Source organism: Clostridium tanneri, from assembly GCF_033659955.1.
GTDB lineage: Bacteria > Bacillota > Clostridia > Clostridiales > Clostridiaceae > Clostridium_AM > Clostridium_AM tanneri.
The window spans coordinates 103,836-123,650 of record NZ_JARUJP010000011.1; the positions used below are offsets into that span (position 1 = coordinate 103,836).

Below are 19,815 nucleotides of genomic sequence, written 5' to 3' on the forward strand. Positions count from 1 at the left end.
TATATGCAAAAACTCTATAAAAAAGAAGGATTTTTAAAATCCGTGCAGAATAAGCTAGTATGCTGGTGTATAGGCATACTCAATATTAAGGAGGTAAAAAAGGTGAATAAGTCAGAATTAATTGCAAGCATAGCAGAAAAGTCAAAAATAACAAAAAAAGATGCAGAAGCAGCTTTAAAGGCATTTATAGAAAGTGTTGAAGAGACACTTGAGAATGGAGATAAGGTTCAGCTAGTTGGATTTGGTACTTTCGAAACAAGAAAAAGAGCTGCAAGAGTTGGCAGAAACCCAAGAACTAAAGAAGAAATAACTATACCAGAATCAACTGTTCCAGTATTTAAAGCTGGTAAGGAATTTAAAGATAAAGTAAATAAGTAATTTGCTAATTTTGAGAGTATTTTCAGAAAACCTGGGTGTAAATCTAGGTTTTTTGTTTTAGATAAGGAGAATTTGAGATGAGACTAGATAAATATTTAAAAGTATCCAGAATAATAAAAAGAAGAACAGTAGCAAAGGAAGCTTGTGAAGGTGGTAGGGTTAGTATAAATGGCAAAGTAGCAAAGCCAGGAACAGAGGTTAAGGAAGGAGATATTATTGAGATACAATATGCTAATAGGGTACTAAAGGCTAAGATTAAGAACATAGCACAGCATGTAACCAAGGAAAATGCCCAAGGAATGTATGATATTATCGCTGGTGAGGAAGAGGAGGAAGAGTAATAATCTAACATACCTTCGCATATATTAGTTACAAGTGGAGGGGATGTTATGGAGAAAAAAGAAACAAAGTTAGAAGAAAAAAAGAGTGTTCTGAATCTTGAAAATAGAAAAAGATTAATACTAAACGGAGTAGTAGAGGTAATAAGCTTTAATGAAGAGCAGATAGTACTAAATACTAACCTAGGGAGTCTTAATATCAAAGGAGCAGGACTTAAGATGAATAAATTAGACGTTCAAAATGGGGATGTTATAATAGTAGGCACTATAAATTCCTGTATTTATACTAATAGTGAAATTAAAAAAGAAAAACAAAGCTTAGTTTCAAAACTATTTAAATAGGTGCAACTATGATAATCTCAATAAGTGAACAATTTAGGTTAGTTATATTTAGCCTAATTGCAGGAATAATAACTGGTGTATTATTCGATTCTTATAGACTAATAAGAGGATTTAGTAGTGTAAACAAGATAATAACTTTTATTGAAGATACCTTGTTTTGGATATTTACAGCTGTTGTAGTATTTATATTCCTGCTATACACAAATTATGCATACATAGGTGCATATGTCTATATGTGCATAGCTATAGGTATATATCTTTATATTAAATTGTTAAGTCATATTTTCATAAAATCTCAATATAAGGTATTAGGAATACTAGGAAAGGTGCTTAGAATTAGCAGAAACTTAATACTATACCCTTTTCAAGTTATAGTTTATAGCATTAAAAGAAAAAATAAAGGAAATTATAAAAAATAGCTTGAAGAAAATTGAAAATCAAATTAAAATATAGATATGGCCTTTATAAAAATAATCTCCTTTGAGGGAATATGGTGATTACACATGAATAATAAAATCAAAGGAAAAAGTATAATCATTGTTTTAATAATCTGTTATGTATTTTATATATTTATAAGTCAACAGATAACTATGCATAAGATAAAAAGCCAAATATCAGATAAAAAGATAGAGGAACAAAAGGTAAAAGAAAAAAATCAGAAATTACAGGATGAAGTTAAAATGTCCAAATCAGACATGTATATAGAGAAGCTAGCAAGAGAAAGACTAGGTCTTATTAAACAAGGTGAGACTCCTGTAATAGATAGTAAAAATTAATACTTAGGTTTAAATTATAATTTAATATAAACATTATTTTATTTAAGGAGGAGTCTTTTTAATATGACCTTAAAGGCAGGAAGCATACTAGAGGGGATAGTAGTTAACATTACTAGTTTTGGAGCTTTTGTAGAAATTGATGGTAAAACAGGTTTAGTCCATATATCTGAGGTGTCAGATACTTATGTGAAAAATATAAGGGATCATCTAAAAGAAAAGGACAAAGTAAAGGTTAAAGTAATTTCAGTAGATGATAATGGAAAGATAAGCCTATCAATAAAACAGGCTATGCCAGAGAAAAAAACCTTTAAACCAGCTGAAATAGATTGGTCAAAGGAAAAAGGTAAGCAATCCCAAGGGAATTTCGAAGATAGACTATCTAGGTTCTTAAAAGATAGTGAGGAGAGATTTCAGGATTTGAAAAAGCACCAAGACACAAAAGGTAGAGGATATAGAAGAACTTCAAATTATTAGTTTATAAGAGGCTATGTATTAGCCTCTTTTATGTTATTCAATATAACAAAGCTAAATAATACTTGCTAAATAGAACACATTTTAACCTTATAAATAATATAAAAAATAAAGTTAAAAAAGTTGTTGACAATAGTAGATATATATAATATAATTTATTATGTCGTCAGGAAATAACAAGTGATGACAATGCTGAAGTGGCGGAACTGGCAGACGCACAGGACTTAAAATCCTGCGGGCCTTAAAACCCGTACCGGTTCGATTCCGGTCTTCAGCACCAATATCGCGGGGTGGAGCAGTTGGCAGCTCGTCGGGCTCATAACCCGAAGGTCGTAGGTTCAAGTCCTACCCCCGCAACCAATTTAAAACGTGGCGGAATAGCTCAGCTGGCTAGAGCATTCGGTTCATACCCGAAGTGTCGTAGGTTCAAGTCCTATTTCCGCTACCATATAACGCTGAAGTGGCGGAACTGGCAGACGCACAGGACTTAAAATCCTGCGGGCCTTAAAACCCGTACCGGTTCGATTCCGGTCTTCAGCACCAATATCGCGGGGTGGAGCAGTTGGCAGCTCGTCGGGCTCATAACCCGAAGGTCGTAGGTTCAAGTCCTACCCCCGCAACCAATTTAAAATATGGCGGAATAGCTCAGCTGGCTAGAGCATTCGGTTCATACCCGAAGTGTCGTAGGTTCAAGTCCTATTTCCGCTACCAAAACCTGTGGTTTAACCACAGGTTTTTTTATTTTGCTTATCTTATAGTCTTACCAGATAAATTTCGAATAAAAAACAATAAATCTTAAATTTTAATTTAAAATTAAAATTTATATATTATAATGTTGAAATATAAAAAAAACTATTTCATGTGACATGGAATATATTGGAAAATATTTTTTTTGCCCTTTAATTGTCTAAATATCATGATTATAAAAAAACATAGAAATATATGTCCTAAAAAAAATATATACGCATATCACCTTATGACATTTATTTCCAATTACGATTGCTATAATAAAGAAAGTAATTCTATAAGGTGGGTGGTATGTAATGCAGTACGGAGTAGAGCTTTTTCCGTATCAAAGAATTGGAAAATTAAAAGGTGAGGAAAAAAAATATAGGCTTAAGGATTTACCAATAATAATGACGTTAGGTATTTATTTTTTATCAGCTTTCCTTATTGGCAGAGTACTTATGATAAATCTTATGGCTCCATTTGGATTAGCATTCCTAGTTGCAGTAATTGTTTCAGAGGAGCGAAGGATAGCATTAGTATCAGGTTGTGGTACGTTATTAGGATATGTTTCGTTATATAACAATGTTAAGAATTTGCCTATGTATTTTATAATAACTGCTTCTTTAATGCTCTTAACTCATATAATAAAGTATATGGATAGAAAAAGGAAATTATTACTAATATTTGGTGTTGCTTTTATAGAAATTTTATTTTATAAGTTACTTATTGTTAAAATTGCATTTGTAATAGCTTTTTTAAACTCTTTTTTTGAAGTCATGTGCATATTTCCACTATATTTTATTATTAATTATTCTATAATATGCTTCAAGGAGTTAAAAACTAGACATTTATATAGTAATGAAGAAATAATCAGTATGTGTATAACTATATCCTTAGCTATTGCAGGAACATGGGGGACAAGTATTCAAGGGGTATCTTTAAGGAATATAATAGCTTTAACATTTATTCTAGTAGTTGGGTACATAAAAGGAAGTTCTTCTGGTGCAGCTGCGGGAGTAGCTATGGGTACCATAATTGGTGTGACATCTAATGATATGATTACCTTTATTGGCGTTTACGGTTTGTGTGGATTAATATCTGGTATATTTAGGGAAACAGGAAAATTGATGAGCGCCTTAGCTTATTTAGTAGCCTTTGCAGTACTCAAGATGTATTCGGATATAGGTGTACAATTCAAGATCATAGAGGTTGTTCTAAGCAGCACAGTATTTATTGCTATTCCTGAAAAGTTCTATAAAAAGTTGGAGTTAGAATTAGACTGGCAGAAAAAAGAGGAACATCTCAGAGAAAACTATGCTGAAAAGATTAAAGAAATATTAATGGACAAACTAAATAGTTTTGCAGATGTATTAGGTAACATGTCCCATACTCTTGAAAAACTAGCTGACAACGACAAACTTACTCTAAAGAATAAGAGTAGTGCGTTAATAGAAAATCTTGCGGACAGAGTTTGTGCAGATTGTAATATGAAATCCATGTGCTGGAGAAGAGAAACTTTTTATACTTACAACGCTTTCGGAGAATTGATACAAAACTATCAGGAAAGCAAGAAAGAAATACCTTTTGAAATAGAGCGAAAGTGTACAAGACGTTCTGCACTTATAAAGAATACAGAAGAAATCGTAAATAACTATATAATTAATGAGATGTGGAGAAGTAGGCTAAGTGAGTGTAGAGAACTGTTATCGCAGCAGATTAGTAACATGGGTAACTCTGTATCTGAGATAGTAGAAGAGTTTAATGTTGATATAAAATTTAATGTTGACATTGAAAATAGTATAAGGAGAATATTAAATAAAAATAATATCACATATAGGGATGTATTTTGCTTTAACAATAAAAATGATAGACTAGTGATAAATATATCTATGGAGGCTTGTGGCGGAAGTCAATTATGTATAAAGAAAGTTCTGCCTTTAATTAATGAGGTCACAGGAAAATGTATGTGTATAAGTGATGAGGGGTGCAATATAGATCCTCTAATGAAGTCCTGTAACGTGACCTTCGAAGAAACTCCAAAATATCATGTAGCAGCATATGTTAGCAGAAAGAGTAAAGAAGGGGAAAAATGTAATGGGGATAGTTATAGTTTTGGAAAACTTTCAGATGGAACTTATATGACAATAATTAGTGATGGAATGGGGTCAGGTCCCCAGGCAGGACAGGAAAGTAGCGCTGCAGTAGAATTAATAGAGAGGTTTGCTAAGGTAGGCTTTAATAAACTTACAGCTATAAATACCGTTAATTCTTTAATGAGCATAAAGTTCTCTGAGGATGAGAAATTTTCTACCCTAGATTTAAGTAGTATAGATTTATATGAGGGAGAGATAGACTTCATGAAGGTAGGTGCTGTAGCTAGTTTTATAAAAAGGGGAGATGAGGTTGAGGTAATAAAATCTAAGACATTACCTATAGGTGTTTTGGACAAACCAGATATTGACATAACTAAAAAGAAAATAAAAAATGGTGACTTTATAATAATGATAAGTGATGGAATACTTGATTATGAGAGTGAAGCAGCAGGTAAGGTAGACTGGATGGTTGATTTTTTAAAAAATGCAAAGTTTAATGATGCAAGGGAACTGTCTGAAGCAATAATAAGTAAGGCGAAGGAGTTGAGCGGCGGAAGAGCAAAAGACGATATGACTGTAGTTGTAGAAAAGGTCTATAGTCTATACTAAATAAGGGCTCAAGGACTAAATGTACATTTATTATAATGTATATTTAGTTCTTGAGGATTTAACAGATTCAAAATTTATTAGAGGTTACTCTACATTATTAATTTATTATGGTATAATAAAGTACATATTGTTGTTAAAAAAAACTATTTTAGGAAGTGTTTGCTTTGATAGATAAGGTCTTGAAAACTATAAAAGATAATAATATGTTTCAAAGAGGAGATAAAGTAATAGTGGCTGTTTCTGGGGGACCAGATTCTATAGCGCTTTTAAATATTTTACATGAACTTAAAAAGGATTTACAAATAGAAATTTGCGCTGCTCACGTCAACCATTGTCTAAGAGGAGAGGAAGCAGATGCAGATGAAGAATATGTAAGAAGATTTTGTGAAAATTTAAATATAAATTTTAAGAGTAAAAGAGTTGATATAAATGAATTGGCAAAGGCTAGAAATATATCATCTGAAACTGCAGGTAGAGAAGTTAGATATGAGTTTTTTCGGAAGCTAAGGGAAGATATTAAAGCTCAAAAAGTAGCAATAGCACATAATGCCAATGATCAAGCAGAAACTGTTTTAATGAGGATTATGAGAGGAACAGGATTAGAAGGTTTAATAGGAATAAGACCTGTTAGAGATGAAATTTTTGTAAGGCCAATAATAAATAACACCAGAGAAGAGGTAGAAGAGTATTGTAGAAAAAATAAGCTTAACCCAAGAATCGATAAAACAAATTTTCAATCTATATATTCTAGAAACAAGATAAGACTAGAATTGATACCTTATATTCAGCAGAACTTTAATAAAGATATTATAAGTGTCTTAAATAGATTAGCTGATACTATAAAAACAGACAATGATTACTTAGAGATAATATCCAAAGAGAAATATAAAAAATATTGTGAAATTAGTGAAAAAAAAGTTATAATATCTAAAGAAGCCTTTCTAGAACATCAGTCTATAATTACTAGGATTATAAGATTAGCTCTATATAATATAACTGGTAGTCTGAATAACTTTGAAAAAATTCACATTTATGATGTTATGGATATTCAAAAGAACACTACTGGTAAAAGAATATGTCTTCCAAAGGATGTATACATATTAAATAATTACGGAGATATAATTGTTCATGATGGCAGTAGCTATAATAAAGAGGTGAACACTAAAGAGTACTTGTTAAGGGAAGGGGTTAACAAGTTAAAGGAGCTTAAACTAAGAGTTGCTATTAGAATAATTGATGCTGAGAGTAGGATGAACTTTAGAAGTACGGAACTTATAAAATATTTTGATTATGATAAGATTGGTGGAAATATGACACTAAGATTTAGAAGGGACGGAGATAGAATTATACCTTTAGGTATGGTTGGAAGTAAAAAATTAAAGGATTTATTTATAGATTTAAAAATTCCTAAAGAACAGAGGAATGAGATACCATTAATATGTTTTAATGATCAGATAGCATGGATTGTTGGATATAGAGTAAGTGAGTCTTTTAAGATTAGTAAGAATACAAGAAAAGTTTTAGAAGTAAAAATTGAAAGTGAGGAGTCTTAGAATGAAGAAGGATATAAAGCAGGTATTATTTGAAGAAGAGCAGTTGAGAAACAGAATAAGAGAATTAGGTAATGAGATAAGTAAGGATTATGAAGGAAAGGATTTATTGCTTATTGGGATTTTGAAAGGGTCTGTTCCTTTTATGGCTGACTTGATAAAAGAAGTAACTATTCCATGTAGTATAGATTTTATGGCAGTTTCTAGTTATGGAAACTCAACAAAAACTTCTGGTGTAGTAAGGATTTTAAAGGACTTAGACTTTGAAATAGAGAATAAACACATATTAATAGTAGAGGATATAATAGACTCAGGAATAACTCTCAGATATTTAACAGAGTATCTGAAAGGAAGAAAAGCTGCTAGTATTGAAATAGCTGCACTTTTAAGCAAACCTGAAAGAAGGACAGAGGAAGTAAATGCTAAATACATAGGGTTTAATGTTCCTGATTACTTTTTGGTGGGATATGGACTGGATTATAGTGAGAAATACAGAAACTTGCCTTACATTGGTATATTAAAAGAAGAAGTTTATAGATAATTAATATTAAATTTATTGTAAAGAAAATTTCGTTATGATACAATTTTACATTATAAAGCTAGAAAGAAAGGGGGGCCTGTAGTGAAGAAGTTTTCAAGCGCAACGGCCTGGGTTATAGTATTTGTGTTTGTAATTCTTGCAGCTATGATGCTTGTAAGAACTAATGAAGGTTCAACAGCTATTAGTTTTAATGAATTTCAAAAATATTGGTTAGATAACAATATAAAAAGTTTCCAAGTAAGAGAAGATAAGATGACTGTAATAGGTAATTTGAAAGATGGTACACAATATGAAACTGTAGTTCCCTCAGAAAGATTATTTCAGTTTATAGGAGATCATCCTAAGAATGGAGACATAAAGGAGATATATGTCAAACCCGCAACGGTTCCTATGTGGATACAATATCTACCTACCGTTTTATTAATACTTATGCTCGTCGCTTTTTGGTTCATGTTTATGCAACAGTCCCAAGGCGGTGGTGGTAACCGGAATGTAATGAATTTTGGGAAGAGTAGAGCTAAAATGGCAACACCGGATAAAAAGAAGGTAACTTTTGATGATGTTGCAGGAGCTGATGAGGAAAAAGAGGAATTAGCTGAAATAGTAGATTTCTTAAAACAACCTAAAAAATATATAGAGATGGGAGCTAGAATACCAAAAGGGGTTCTTTTAGTTGGACCTCCTGGAACAGGTAAAACTCTACTTGCAAAAGCTATAGCAGGAGAAGCAGGAGTACCTTTCTTTAGTATATCAGGTTCTGACTTTGTAGAAATGTTTGTTGGGGTTGGAGCTTCTAGGGTTAGGGATTTATTTGATCAGGCTAAAAAGAACTCTCCTTGTATTATATTTATAGATGAAATCGACGCAGTTGGAAGACAAAGGGGAGCTGGTCTTGGTGGTGGTCACGATGAAAGAGAACAAACTTTAAACCAGTTACTAGTTGAGATGGATGGATTTGGTGCAAATGAAGGAATAATAATGATAGCAGCAACAAATAGGCCAGATATACTAGATCCGGCGCTTTTAAGACCAGGAAGATTTGACAGACAAATATTGGTCGGTGCTCCAGATGTTAAAGGAAGAGAAGAGATTCTTAAAGTACACTCTAAAAATAAACCTTTAGCAGAGGAAGTTAAATTAGATATTTTAGCAAAAAGAACACCAGGCTTTACTGGTGCAGATCTAGAGAATTTAATGAACGAATCAGCACTTTTGGCTGTTAGAAAAGATAGAAACCTAATAGGTATGGATGAGTTAGAAGAGGCTGTAACTAGAGTAATAGCAGGACCAGAGAAGAAAAGTAGAGTTATTGCAGAAGAGGATAGAAGACTTACTGCTTATCATGAAGCTGGTCACGCTGTAGTAATGAAACTATTACCTACTGCAGATCCAGTCCATCAGATAAGTATAATACCAAGAGGTATGGCAGGTGGGTATACAATGCATCTTCCAGAAAAGGATACAGCTTACATGTCTAAAACGAAACTTGAGGATGAAATAGTTGGACTTCTTGGAGGAAGAGTTGCGGAGAAACTCATAATAGGAGATATTAGCACAGGTGCAAAAAATGATATTGATAGAGCAACTACAATAGCTAGAAAAATGGTTATGGATTATGGTATGAGTGACTTAGGTCCAATAGCCTTTGGATCAGGACATGATGAAGTTTTCCTAGGAAGAGATTTGGGAAAAGGTAGAAACTTTAGTGAAGAAGTAGCCTTTGAAATAGATAAAGGAATTAGAAAATTTATAGACGATGGATATAAGAAGGCAGAGACTTTGCTAACTGAAAATACGGCAAAGCTTCATGCGGTTGCTAAGGCTCTTCTTGAAAAAGAAAAGCTTGAAGCTGACGAATTTGAGGAAATATTTAATAACGCATAAAATAGAGGCAAATTTGCCTCTATTTTTTATTAACAAATTATATATTAAAGTTACTCTTCCGTGATATAATTGATGTGTATGTGTGAGATTATGGAAAATTTTAAAGGAAATGAGATGATCATGTGGAGTTTAATGTAAAAGAAGGAATGACCGCTACCATGGAGATATGCGTAACTGAAAATGATACTGCTAGCAAACTTGGGTCTGGCAATTTAGATGTTTTTTCTACGCCTTCAATGATAGCGCTTATGGAGAATACCTGTAAGAGTTCTGTAGATTTACATCTTCCTTTTGGATATACTACAGTCGGTATAGAGTTAAATGTAAGACATATAAAAGCATCACCTATAGGTGTGAAAATAAGATGTAAGGCTTCTCTAATAGAAGTGGATAGAAAGAAATTGTTATTTAATGTTAGAGCTTGGGACGAAAAAGGTATAATTGGAGAAGGAGTTCATGCAAGATACATAGTGAATAGTGAGGAGTTTATGAGAAAGGTTAAGCTATAAATTGGTAAAATTGATGTTGGCTTGACAAATATAATTTAGCTGATAAAATTAAATTATTAAATTGACAGTGTTTTGGGTATACTAAAGGGCAGCTCTAAAGCTGCTCTTTAATTATGTAAAGTATTTATTATAAATTTTGTATTATTAAGAAAGGTGGGATATACTGTGATTTTAGTCTTAGATGTAGGAAACACCAATATTGTATTAGGAGTTTATGAGGATAAGGAGCTTATTGCAAGTTGGAGGTTATCAACGGACTCTAAAAGAACTGCAGATGAGTACGGTGTTCAGGTAACACAATTATTTTTGCAAAGTAAACTAGATCCGACAGATGTAGAAGGAGTTATAGTATCTTCAGTAGTTCCTAACATAATGTATTCATTAGAGCATATGATAAAAAAGTATTTTGAAATAGATCCGTTAGTAGTTGGACCGGGAGTGAAAACTGGTATAAATATAAAATATGACAATCCAAAAGAAGTTGGTGCAGACAGGATAGTTAATGCGGTTGCTGCTTACGAAATGTATAAAAAGCCAATTATTATAATAGATTTTGGAACAGCTACAACTTTTTGTGCTATAACAGCTAAAGCAGATTATTTAGGCGGTACTATATGTCCTGGTATAAAAATATCTTCAGAAGCGTTATTTGAAAGAGCGGCTAAATTGCCTAGAGTTGAACTTACAAAGCCATCAGGTGTAATATGTAAAAATACAGTTTCAAGCATGCAGGCTGGTATAATTTATGGATATATTGGACAGGTTGATTACATAGTAGATAAGATGAAAAAGGAAATGATGCAGTTAGGTGAGGAAGAGCCGGTAATTATAGCAACGGGAGGATTGGCTAAACTTATAAGTGAAGAATCTAAATTTATAGATAATATAGATCCGATACTAACCTTAAAAGGATTAAGAATAATTTATGAAAAAAATAAAGAGCAGGTGTTGTAATGAAGATAAGGGAGTTAGAATTCAAGAACAATGTGTTCTTAGCTCCTATGGCAGGAGTTACTGATATAGCTTTTAGAGGTATATGTAAAGAGATGGGGTGTGGACTTGTTTATACTGAAATGATAAGTTCAAAAGCCTTATTTTACGGAAGTGAGAATACAAAGAGTATGCTGAATATCTCTGCTAAAGAAAGTCCGGTGGCAGTACAAATATTCGGTTCAGATCCTGCTATTATGGCTAAGTCCTGTGATTTTTTCAATGATAACAAGGATATATGTATTGTTGATATTAATATGGGATGTCCAGCCCCTAAGATTGTCAAGAATGCAGAGGGGTCTGCTTTGATGAAGAACCCTAAGCTAGCTGCTGAAATAGTCAAAGAAGTAAAAAGAGCCTCATTGAAACCTGTAACTGTTAAATTTAGAAAAGGATTTGATGCTAATAACATCAATGCAGTTGAATTTGCTAAGATTTTAGAACAGGCAGGTGCAGACTGCATAACAGTCCATGGGAGAACTCGTGAACAGATGTATGAAGGAAAGGCAGATTGGGATATAATAAGGCAGGTCAAGGAAGTGGTTAAGATTCCTGTTATAGGAAATGGAGATGTAGTTACTGCAGAAGATGCCATCCGTCTCTTCAAAGAAACAGGTTGCGATGGAGTAATGGTAGGAAGAGGTTCCATGGGAAACCCGTGGATATTTAGTCAAATACAACAGGGCATTAATGGAGAAGAAATAGTTTATCCTTCTGCAGAAGAAAAGATAGATATGTGCATAACCCATTATAAAAGAGCTCTTTATTATTTAGAAGAGATTACAGCTGTAAGGGAAATGCGAAAACATATAGGATGGTACTTAAAAGGAATTGAAAACAATAAAGAAATAAAAGATAAGGTTAACTATGAGAAGGAAAGTGCTAGTGTTTTAAATATCCTAGAAGAATATAAAAAGCTTATAGTAAATAAGCACCAGTAAAAACTGAATGTAATTTTTAATTACCAGGTAGAATACAATAGTAACGTAAGTAATAATAGAGGATTCATTAATGAAACCAATAGTATATGTTAATGCTGACGTCACAAGGTGCTATGAAGATAGTAGTCTTTTAGGTAGAATAAAAGATAGATTTAAAATTTATTATCACAAAAAGAGTTTTATTAAGGAGCTAAATTTAAGTATAGTTAGTGTTAAATTTCCTCCTAATTTTAGTGAAAAGGCATACTACGGTAATTTAAGTATTGTAAAAAAGCCTTTTAAAAGCAAAGATTTTCAATTAGCGCCTAAAACATATAGAAAATTAGATTATGGTTTGTTTAATACATTCCAAAAGGAACTTATGGCCTATGGAATAGTTAGAAGTATAAAACTTATATTAAGAACTAGGCATAAGACTATAAGAGATAGTTGTATAGTTATATATGATGCAGCAGATGATATGAATTTTAACGTAATTTGTAGTCTAGCTAAAGAGGCTAAATATATAATATTGCTATCTAAAAATATATTAAAAACTAATGTAATAGGAGAGTACATTATTGCTAACTATGGAATAACACCAGTTATAACTAGTGATATGGAGTACTCATTTAATAATGCGGATTTTATTATAAATTCAGAGGAAATAGAAGTGAATGGAACAGCAGCTGTATGGTATATAAATAATAGAATTAATCCGATAAATAATAGCAGAACTATTATAAATGATGTAACTTATAGTGTGCCATGGGCATTGGATGAATATACTATGTCTACAGAACTTTTAGGATCAATATTATGTCAGATGGAAGAAAAAGACATAGAAAAGTCTCTACAATATAACGGAATATTTTTAGATAAGATAAAGTTTAACAAAGACACTTGGGAGTTAGGGTAGTCAGCTGCCAGTTTATAGACAGGGTAAAATGAGTTTGAAAATGTTGACATTAATAATATGCTGTTTTATAATTACTTAAATGATTATTAAACTAAACTATTCCATCATAAAAGGGTTGAAAAATATTGACATAGGAAGTTTTTTGATAAATTATTAAAAGGGGAGAATAAAATGAGTGAATCAAGAAAGTATGTAATGACTTATGAGGGAGTAAAGAAATTAGAGGAAGAGTTAGAATATTTAAAAACAGTCAAAAGAAAGGAGATAACTGAGAAGATCAAGGTTGCACTTTCTTTTGGAGATTTAAGTGAGAATTCAGAGTATGACGAAGCTAAAAATGAACAAGCATTTGTAGAGGGAAGAATTGCTCAATTAGAAAATATGCTAAAAAATGCTACTATAGTAGATCAGAGTGAAATACCAACAGATATTGTAAGTATAGGTTCTATTGTAAAGTTAAAAGATTATGAATTTGACGAAGAGGTAGAATATATAATAGTAGGTTCTGCAGAAGCTGATCCTATTAACAACAAAATATCTAATGAGTCACCGGTTGGTAGAGGACTAATAGGTAAGAAAGTTGGAGATATTGTGGAAATACAAGTGCCAAATGGAGTAAGTAAGTACGAAATACTTGGCATAAGAAGATAATTGGAGGTTAGTTAAATGTCAAATGATGAAAAGAACATAAACCAATTAGAAGAAGAGTTTAATGAACTGATAAGAGAAAGAAGACAGAAGTTCTTCAATCTTCAAAAGGATGGCAAAGATCCTTTTGATGTTTATAAGGTAGAAAGAACACATACATCTAAAGAGATAAAGGATAATTATGAAGAACTTGAAGGAAAAACAGCTACTGTAGCTGGAAGACTTATGTCAAAGAGAGTTCATGGAAAAGCTGGTTTCTCTGATGTGCATGACAGATATGGAAAAATTCAATTATACATAAAAATAGATAATGTAGGAGAAGAGAAACTTAAGGAATATAAAACCTACGATATAGGAGATTTGTTATCAGTAACAGGTACTGTGTTCAAAACAAAAACAGGAGAAGTATCTCTTCAAATTACTGATTTTCAGCTTATAGGAAAATCTCTAAAACCACTTCCAGAAAAGTGGCATGGACTAAAGGACCCAGATTTAAGATACAGACAAAGATATGTTGATTTAATAATAAATCAAGATGTTAGAGATACTTTTATGAAAAGAACAGCTATAATAAAAGCTGTGAGAGAGTTTTTGGATAACAGAGACTATCTAGAAGTTGAAACACCAGTGCTTTCACCAATAGCAGGTGGAGCAGCAGCTAGACCTTTTGATACTCATCATAATGCTTTAGATATAGATATGTACTTGAGAATAGCTACAGAGCTTTACTTAAAGAGACTTATAGTTGGTGGATTTGAAAAGGTATATGAAATTGGAAAGAACTTTAGAAATGAAGGAATAAGTGTAAGACATAACCCTGAGTTTACTATGATAGAATTATATGAAGCTTTTGCAGATTATAATGATATGATGGAGATTACAGAGAATATGATAGCTTACGTATGTGAAAAGGTTCTTGGTACCACTAAGGTTATGTATCAAGGAACGGAGATAGACTTCGCACCACCTTGGAGAAGAGTTACAATGGTTGATGCTGTAAAAGAATATGCTGGTGTAGATTTTAATGAAATAAAGACTGATGAAGAAGCAAGAGAAATAGCAAAAGAAAAGCATCTTAAGTTTAAAAAAGAATTAAAGGATTGTACAAAAGGTGAAATTTTAAATATGCTATTTGAAGAGTTTGGCGAAAGTCAATTAATTCAGCCTACTTTTATAATTGATTATCCTGTAGAAATATCACCTCTTACTAAGAAGAAGAGAGGAAACCCTGATTTCACTGAGAGATTTGAAGGATTCGTATTTGGAAGAGAATTATGTAATGCTTACTCAGAATTAAATGATCCTATAGTTCAAAAAGATAGATTTATCCAACAGCTTAAAGAGAGAGAGCTTGGAGATGATGAAGCCTACATGATGGATGATGACTTCATTAATTCATTAGAAATAGGTATGCCGCCTACAGGTGGACTTGGTATAGGTATAGATAGACTAATAATGTTCCTAACTGACGCTGCGTCTATCAGGGATGTTATATTATTCCCAACGATGAAACCAACACATCAATAATATAAGAGAAACTTATGGTATACACAAAGACCAACAACTTAAGGCTGTTGGTCTTTTTATTAAGAAATATTTATTAATTATATATGCTGTAAGTAAAAAAATATAAAGATATTAAAAAAAACTATTGATTTTTTTAATATCTTTGATATAATAATACATGTAAGTTAAGTTATTCCGTGGTAGCTCAATGGCAGAGCATTCGGCTGTTAACCGAAGGGTTGGAGGTTCGAGCCCTCTCCACGGAGCCATTTTTATTTTTTGTAATAAATGATGAATGTATATAATTTTAAATATTGTTGATAATAAGAATATATAAAGCTTAAAATCAATAGTTAATGTTGACAAATTGTGGAGATATGGTAAAATAAGTATAAGCAGAAGATAATTAAATATTCACTATGATAAAGAAGAGTAATAATTAATATCCTTTAAGAGAGATTGTGGTTGGTGAGAACAATCAGGGGTTGTTATGAAGGGAACTTTTGAGTGATAACTGTTAAAAGCAGGGCTTATGCCAAGAAGGGTGGAACCGCGGAATTAAAATTTCGTCCCTTAGCAGAAGGTCTTTTTTTTATACCTAAAAAGGATTATTTATAATTATCCATATCAATGATTGTTAAGTTTAGTGTTTGAAAATTAAATAGTTCACTATGATAAAGAAGAGTAGTAATTAATATCCTCTAAGAGAGATTGTGGTTGGTGAAAACAATTAGGAGTTATTTATGAAGGGAACTTTTGAGTGATAATTGTGTAAAGTAGGGCTCGTGCCAAGAAGGGTGGAACCGCGGAATTAAAATTTCGTCCCTTTATGGCAAGGGCTTTTTATATTTTTACAAAATATGTTAACAATAATTATATAATAGGAAATAGGAGGTAGTTTTATGTCAGTAGAAAAAACAATGGATAAAGTAGTGGCGTTAGCTAAAAACCGAGGATTCGTATATCCGGGATCAGAGATATACGGAGGACTTGCAAATACTTGGGATTATGGTCCTTTAGGTGTAGAGTTAAAAAATAATGTAAAGAGAGCTTGGTGGCAAAAGTTTGTTCATGAGAGCAAGTATAATGTCGGTATAGATGCAGCTATTCTTATGAACAAGGATGTTTGGGTTGCTTCAGGTCACGTAGGTAATTTTTCAGATCCTCTTATGGATTGTAAAGAGTGTAAAGCTAGATTTAGAGCAGATAAGCTAGTAGAAGAGCATATGACAGCTCAAGGTATAGAGAAAGCTAGTGCTGATGGTTGGAGCAATGAAAAATTAAAGAGTTATATAGACGATAATGGAATAGATTGTCCTACTTGTGGAAAACATAACTTTACAGATATAAGAAAGTTCAATTTAATGTTTAAAACATTCCAAGGTGTTACTGAGGATACTCAAGCAGAAATATTTTTAAGACCTGAAACAGCTCAGGGTATATTTGTAAACTTTAAAAATGTTCAAAGAACTTCAAGAAAAAAAGTTCCTTTTGGTATAGCTCAAATAGGAAAGTCTTTTAGAAATGAAATAACTCCTGGTAACTTTACTTTTAGAACTAGAGAGTTTGAACAGATGGAGCTTGAGTTTTTCTGTCAGCCAGGTACAGATTTAGAGTGGCACAGTTACTGGAAGGAATACTGTTGGAATTTCTTATTAAATCTTGGAATTAAAGAAGAGAATATAAGATTTAGAGATCATGATAAAGAAGAATTATCACACTACAGCAATGCGACTGCTGATATTGAATACTTATATCCTTTTGGATGGGGTGAATTATGGGGTGTAGCTGATAGAACTGATTATGACTTAAAGCAGCATCAACAACATTCTGGAAAGGATTTATCTTACCTTGACCCTGTTACAAATGAAAGATATATGCCTTATTGCATAGAACCTTCCGTAGGTGCAGATAGATTAACTTTATCATTTTTAGTAGACGCTTATGATGAGGAAGAATTAGAAGGCGGAGATGTTAGAACAGTAATGCGTTTCCATCCAGCTATTGCTCCATTTAAGGTGGCTATACTTCCGCTTACTAAGAAACTTTCTGATAAAGCTTTAGATATTTACGATAATTTAAGAAAAGAGTTTAACGTAGATTATGATGAAGCTGGAAGTATAGGAAAGAGATACAGAAGAGAAGATGAAATAGGAACTCCTTACTGTATAACTGTAGACTTTGATACTTTAGAGGATAACACTGTTACTGTTAGAGATAGAGATACTATGGAACAGTTTAGAATAAGTATAGATGAGATTAAAAGCTTCATAAAAGAGAAGATGGAATTCTAATATTACAAAGATTATATTCTAGTAACCAGTTTAGGTTTTTAGAATAAGTGAATTTTTATGTAGTATATAGCAAAAGCACTATGAATGAGATGGAGATTCATAGTGCTTATTTGTACTTGATAAGATAAAATACTAAATGATTAACTGAATTTTACAATCAAAAAGTTTTTTGGGTTTATAACCTTAGTAAGTATAATTTATGTATTAATATAATATTATTTAATGAAAACACAAAAAAATTAAAAAAATAACCGGATATTAATATCCGGTAAATAGGGTTTAATCATGGGGATATGTTATATGTTTAATTAAAACTTGGGGAATTATATTAATGTTTCCTTACGGCACACACATAGTATAGCATATGAAGACAATAAAGTTCAATAGATAGCAATAAAGTTTATAAATTAAATATTTTCTATCAATTTCGACTTAGTTCAACAAAAATCTATTATAATTATATTTTAGTAAGTATAATTAAATAAACTGTCAAATAAATAATCAAAAATAACTAGAGAAAGTAAGTTATTTTTTTTATAAAGTGGTATAATTTAATATACAGATTAATTATATAGACAGGTTTTAGTTTTGGAGGGTTTTTAATGAAAAGAAACTTTGAGAATTTTAAAATTTTTATAAAAGACAAAAAGACAGCAGTAGTTGGAATAGGCATAAGTAATACGCCATTAATAAACTTTTTAGTAGATTTAGGAGCAAAGGTTACTGCTTTTGATAAGAAAACTGAAGAACAAATAGGAGAAGTCGCTAAGGAATTTAAGAATAGAGGAGTAGAATTAATATTAGGAGATAACTATCTAGATGAGTTAAAAGGCTTCGATGTAATATTTAAAACTCCATCTATGAGAATAGATAGTCCTGCTATGCTCAAAGCCAAAGAGGAAGGAAGTTATATTACTTCTGAAATAGAGGAGTTTGTAAGATATTGCCCAGCAAAATTATATGGAGTAACAGGTAGCGATGGAAAAACAACTACTACAACTTTAATTTATAACATGCTTAAACAGGAAGGATATAATACATGGGTTGGAGGTAATATAGGAACACCCTTATTTACTAAAATAGAAGATATAAAAGACAGTGATAGAGTAGTCTTAGAGTTATCTAGTTTTCAGCTTATGACAATGAATGTATCTCCGGAAGTGGCTGTTATAACAAATTTAAGTCCTAACCACTTAGATATTCATAAAGATATGGAGGAATATGTTGATGCTAAAAAAAATATATTTAAGCATCAAAGCGAAAATGATTTACTAGTATTAAACATGGACAATGAGATAACAAACTCTATGGTAAGAGAATCTATAGCAAAGATTAGTAGGTTTAGTGTGAAAAACAAGGTAGAGCAAGGTGCATATTTTCAAGACAGTAAGTTATATGTAAAAGGAAAAGAAGTATGCGCTTTAAATGAAGTTAAGATAAAGGGAATGCATAATGTTGAAAATTTACTGGCTGCATTTTGTGCATTAAGTGATGATGTAAGTATACGTAGTATGAGAGAAGTATCTACTACTTTTACTGGAGTAGAGCATAGATGCGAATTTGTAAGAGAATTAGATGGAGTTAAATACTATAATGACTCTATAGCTTCTAGTCCTACTAGAACAGTAGCTGGACTTAAGGCCTTTGATAAACCTGTGATTTTAATAGCCGGAGGATACGATAAAAATATACCTTTTCAATCCCTAGCGGAAGAAGGGCATTCAAAAATAAAGACTTTAATTTTAATTGGTGATACAAAATATAAAATAAAAGAAAGTTTTGAAGAGTTCAAGGTGAGAACTGGGAAAGATTTAAATATAATTATCGAGGAAAACTTAGAGTCTGCTGTACTGAAAGCAAAAGACATATCAGAAGGTGGAGACATAGTAACGCTTTCACCTGCATGTGCAAGTTTTGATATGTTCCCTAACTTTGAGGCTAGAGGTAATAGATTTAAAGAAATTGTGAAAAATTTATAGGATATATATCAGATTGAATAAGATCCACTAAGAAAGTTCGTTTATATGCCTTTTTAGTGGATTTTATATATTAACGTATCCTAGTGTATCAATGCATATATTAGTTAGAAATAGATAGATTTAAGTAGTAATTTAAAGATATTTGCTAAAAATAAAAGATATAATCCGAATCAATGCTCATTAATGTGATAAGATAATACATGTCCTTCGGTGAAAGGACAACTTAATTATATAAACTATTTACTACTATCTACAATAAAGTAGATTTTAAGAACTAGTTTATAAATAACTAATTTTAAAACATTAAAATTAGGGGTTGACAATAACATTGGAATTTGA

18 protein-coding genes, 7 tRNA genes and 2 other annotated features are annotated in these 19,815 nt (G+C 31.8%); all 25 genes read left to right on the plus strand.

Annotated elements, in window-relative coordinates:
* Positions 1-3: 3 nt before the first annotated feature.
* The 25 genes from P8V03_RS10995 to murD all read left to right on the plus strand — a co-directional run bounded on the left by P8V03_RS10995 (position 4) and on the right by murD (position 19,476).
* Positions 4-378, plus strand: coding sequence for an HU family DNA-binding protein (locus tag P8V03_RS10995; RefSeq protein WP_487286209.1), 375 nt, complete (start codon positions 4-6; stop codon positions 376-378).
* A gap of 77 nt (positions 379-455) precedes the next feature.
* Positions 456-719: an RNA-binding S4 domain-containing protein gene (locus P8V03_RS11000; protein WP_261672205.1), complete on the plus strand. Its 264-nt coding sequence runs from the start codon at positions 456-458 to the stop codon at positions 717-719.
* Positions 720-767: 48 nt separating this feature from the next.
* Positions 768-1,058, plus strand: coding sequence for a sporulation protein YabP (gene yabP / locus P8V03_RS11005; protein ID WP_261672204.1), 291 nt, complete (start codon positions 768-770; stop codon positions 1,056-1,058).
* An 8-nt stretch (positions 1,059-1,066) separates the two neighbouring features.
* On the plus strand, positions 1,067-1,477 hold the full coding sequence (yabQ, locus tag P8V03_RS11010) for a spore cortex biosynthesis protein YabQ (protein ID WP_318798154.1): 411 nt from the start codon (positions 1,067-1,069) through the stop codon (positions 1,475-1,477).
* Positions 1,478-1,561: 84 nt separating this feature from the next.
* The gene (locus P8V03_RS11015) at positions 1,562-1,834 is read left to right on the plus strand and encodes an FtsB family cell division protein (protein WP_261672202.1); all 273 of its coding nucleotides are present in this window, start codon (positions 1,562-1,564) and stop codon (positions 1,832-1,834) included.
* A 63-nt stretch (positions 1,835-1,897) separates the two neighbouring features.
* On the plus strand, positions 1,898-2,308 hold the full coding sequence (locus P8V03_RS11020) for a S1 domain-containing RNA-binding protein (RefSeq protein WP_261672201.1): 411 nt from the start codon (positions 1,898-1,900) through the stop codon (positions 2,306-2,308).
* Positions 2,309-2,496: 188 nt separating this feature from the next.
* Positions 2,497-2,585 (plus strand) — tRNA-Leu (locus tag P8V03_RS11025).
* Between the two features lie 4 nt (positions 2,586-2,589).
* Positions 2,590-2,665, plus strand: a tRNA-Met gene (locus tag P8V03_RS11030).
* An 11-nt stretch (positions 2,666-2,676) separates the two neighbouring features.
* A tRNA-Met gene (locus P8V03_RS11035) sits at positions 2,677-2,753 on the plus strand.
* A gap of 6 nt (positions 2,754-2,759) precedes the next feature.
* Positions 2,760-2,848, plus strand: a tRNA-Leu gene (locus P8V03_RS11040).
* A gap of 4 nt (positions 2,849-2,852) precedes the next feature.
* Positions 2,853-2,928 (plus strand) — tRNA-Met (locus tag P8V03_RS11045).
* Positions 2,929-2,939: 11 nt separating this feature from the next.
* A tRNA-Met gene (locus P8V03_RS11050) sits at positions 2,940-3,016 on the plus strand.
* Between the two features lie 332 nt (positions 3,017-3,348).
* Positions 3,349-5,736 carry a stage II sporulation protein E gene (spoIIE, locus tag P8V03_RS11055; protein WP_318798155.1) on the plus strand — a complete coding sequence of 796 codons (2,388 nt, stop codon included), beginning with the start codon at positions 3,349-3,351 and terminating at the stop codon, positions 5,734-5,736.
* Between the two features lie 164 nt (positions 5,737-5,900).
* Positions 5,901-7,289 carry a tRNA lysidine(34) synthetase TilS gene (gene tilS, locus P8V03_RS11060; RefSeq protein ID WP_318798156.1) on the plus strand — a complete coding sequence of 463 codons (1,389 nt, stop codon included), beginning with the start codon at positions 5,901-5,903 and terminating at the stop codon, positions 7,287-7,289.
* Position 7,290: 1 nt separating this feature from the next.
* Positions 7,291-7,827 carry a hypoxanthine phosphoribosyltransferase gene (hpt, locus tag P8V03_RS11065; RefSeq protein WP_318798157.1) on the plus strand — a complete coding sequence of 179 codons (537 nt, stop codon included), beginning with the start codon at positions 7,291-7,293 and terminating at the stop codon, positions 7,825-7,827.
* Positions 7,828-7,908: 81 nt separating this feature from the next.
* Positions 7,909-9,711 carry an ATP-dependent zinc metalloprotease FtsH gene (gene ftsH / locus P8V03_RS11070; RefSeq protein ID WP_261672197.1) on the plus strand — a complete coding sequence of 601 codons (1,803 nt, stop codon included), beginning with the start codon at positions 7,909-7,911 and terminating at the stop codon, positions 9,709-9,711.
* A 122-nt stretch (positions 9,712-9,833) separates the two neighbouring features.
* Positions 9,834-10,220, plus strand: a complete 387-nt coding sequence (locus tag P8V03_RS11075; protein WP_261672196.1) for a thioesterase family protein — start codon at positions 9,834-9,836, stop codon at positions 10,218-10,220.
* A 165-nt stretch (positions 10,221-10,385) separates the two neighbouring features.
* Positions 10,386-11,174: a type III pantothenate kinase gene (locus P8V03_RS11080; protein WP_318798158.1), complete on the plus strand. Its 789-nt coding sequence runs from the start codon at positions 10,386-10,388 to the stop codon at positions 11,172-11,174.
* Entirely contained in the window at positions 11,174-12,151 is a 978-nt protein-coding gene (gene dusB, locus P8V03_RS11085) for a tRNA dihydrouridine synthase DusB (protein ID WP_261672194.1), read from the plus strand. Before P8V03_RS11080 ends, dusB begins: the two co-directional genes overlap by 1 nt.
* A 70-nt stretch (positions 12,152-12,221) precedes the next feature.
* Positions 12,222-13,049: a hypothetical protein gene (locus tag P8V03_RS11090; RefSeq protein WP_261672193.1), complete on the plus strand. Its 828-nt coding sequence runs from the start codon at positions 12,222-12,224 to the stop codon at positions 13,047-13,049.
* 171 nt (positions 13,050-13,220) lie between these two features.
* The gene (gene greA / locus P8V03_RS11095) at positions 13,221-13,700 is read left to right on the plus strand and encodes a transcription elongation factor GreA (RefSeq protein WP_261672192.1); all 480 of its coding nucleotides are present in this window, start codon (positions 13,221-13,223) and stop codon (positions 13,698-13,700) included.
* Positions 13,701-13,715: 15 nt separating this feature from the next.
* Positions 13,716-15,224, plus strand: a complete 1,509-nt coding sequence (gene lysS, locus P8V03_RS11100; protein WP_261672191.1) for a lysine--tRNA ligase — start codon at positions 13,716-13,718, stop codon at positions 15,222-15,224.
* Between the two features lie 173 nt (positions 15,225-15,397).
* Positions 15,398-15,472, plus strand: a tRNA-Asn gene (locus P8V03_RS11105).
* A 141-nt stretch (positions 15,473-15,613) separates the two neighbouring features.
* Positions 15,614-15,780, plus strand: a binding site (T-box leader).
* An 85-nt stretch (positions 15,781-15,865) separates the two neighbouring features.
* Positions 15,866-16,033: a binding site (T-box leader), on the plus strand.
* Positions 16,034-16,105: 72 nt separating this feature from the next.
* The gene (locus tag P8V03_RS11110) at positions 16,106-17,497 is read left to right on the plus strand and encodes a glycine--tRNA ligase (protein ID WP_261672190.1); all 1,392 of its coding nucleotides are present in this window, start codon (positions 16,106-16,108) and stop codon (positions 17,495-17,497) included.
* Positions 17,498-18,099: 602 nt separating this feature from the next.
* The gene (murD, locus tag P8V03_RS11115) at positions 18,100-19,476 is read left to right on the plus strand and encodes a UDP-N-acetylmuramoyl-L-alanine--D-glutamate ligase (RefSeq protein ID WP_318798159.1); all 1,377 of its coding nucleotides are present in this window, start codon (positions 18,100-18,102) and stop codon (positions 19,474-19,476) included.
* The last annotated feature ends 339 nt before the right edge of the window (positions 19,477-19,815 follow it).

What these genes read in the sequence shown, in the direction of transcription:
- P8V03_RS10995 (WP_487286209.1), top strand. Translation starts at nt 4, where the DNA reads ATGCAAAAACTCTATAAAAAAGAAGGATTTTTAAAATCCGTGCAGAAT.
- P8V03_RS11000 (WP_261672205.1), top strand. Translation starts at nt 456, where the DNA reads ATGAGACTAGATAAATATTTAAAAGTATCCAGAATAATAAAAAGAAGA.
- yabP (WP_261672204.1), top strand. Translation starts at nt 768, where the DNA reads ATGGAGAAAAAAGAAACAAAGTTAGAAGAAAAAAAGAGTGTTCTGAAT.
- yabQ (WP_318798154.1), top strand. Translation starts at nt 1,067, where the DNA reads ATGATAATCTCAATAAGTGAACAATTTAGGTTAGTTATATTTAGCCTA.
- P8V03_RS11015 (WP_261672202.1), top strand. Translation starts at nt 1,562, where the DNA reads ATGAATAATAAAATCAAAGGAAAAAGTATAATCATTGTTTTAATAATC.
- P8V03_RS11020 (WP_261672201.1), top strand. Translation starts at nt 1,898, where the DNA reads ATGACCTTAAAGGCAGGAAGCATACTAGAGGGGATAGTAGTTAACATT.
- spoIIE (WP_318798155.1), top strand. Translation starts at nt 3,349, where the DNA reads ATGCAGTACGGAGTAGAGCTTTTTCCGTATCAAAGAATTGGAAAATTA.
- hpt (WP_318798157.1), top strand. Translation starts at nt 7,291, where the DNA reads ATGAAGAAGGATATAAAGCAGGTATTATTTGAAGAAGAGCAGTTGAGA.
- dusB (WP_261672194.1), top strand. Translation starts at nt 11,174, where the DNA reads ATGAAGATAAGGGAGTTAGAATTCAAGAACAATGTGTTCTTAGCTCCT.
- P8V03_RS11090 (WP_261672193.1), top strand. Translation starts at nt 12,222, where the DNA reads ATGAAACCAATAGTATATGTTAATGCTGACGTCACAAGGTGCTATGAA.
- greA (WP_261672192.1), top strand. Translation starts at nt 13,221, where the DNA reads ATGAGTGAATCAAGAAAGTATGTAATGACTTATGAGGGAGTAAAGAAA.
- lysS (WP_261672191.1), top strand. Translation starts at nt 13,716, where the DNA reads ATGTCAAATGATGAAAAGAACATAAACCAATTAGAAGAAGAGTTTAAT.
- P8V03_RS11110 (WP_261672190.1), top strand. Translation starts at nt 16,106, where the DNA reads ATGTCAGTAGAAAAAACAATGGATAAAGTAGTGGCGTTAGCTAAAAAC.
- murD (WP_318798159.1), top strand. Translation starts at nt 18,100, where the DNA reads ATGAAAAGAAACTTTGAGAATTTTAAAATTTTTATAAAAGACAAAAAG.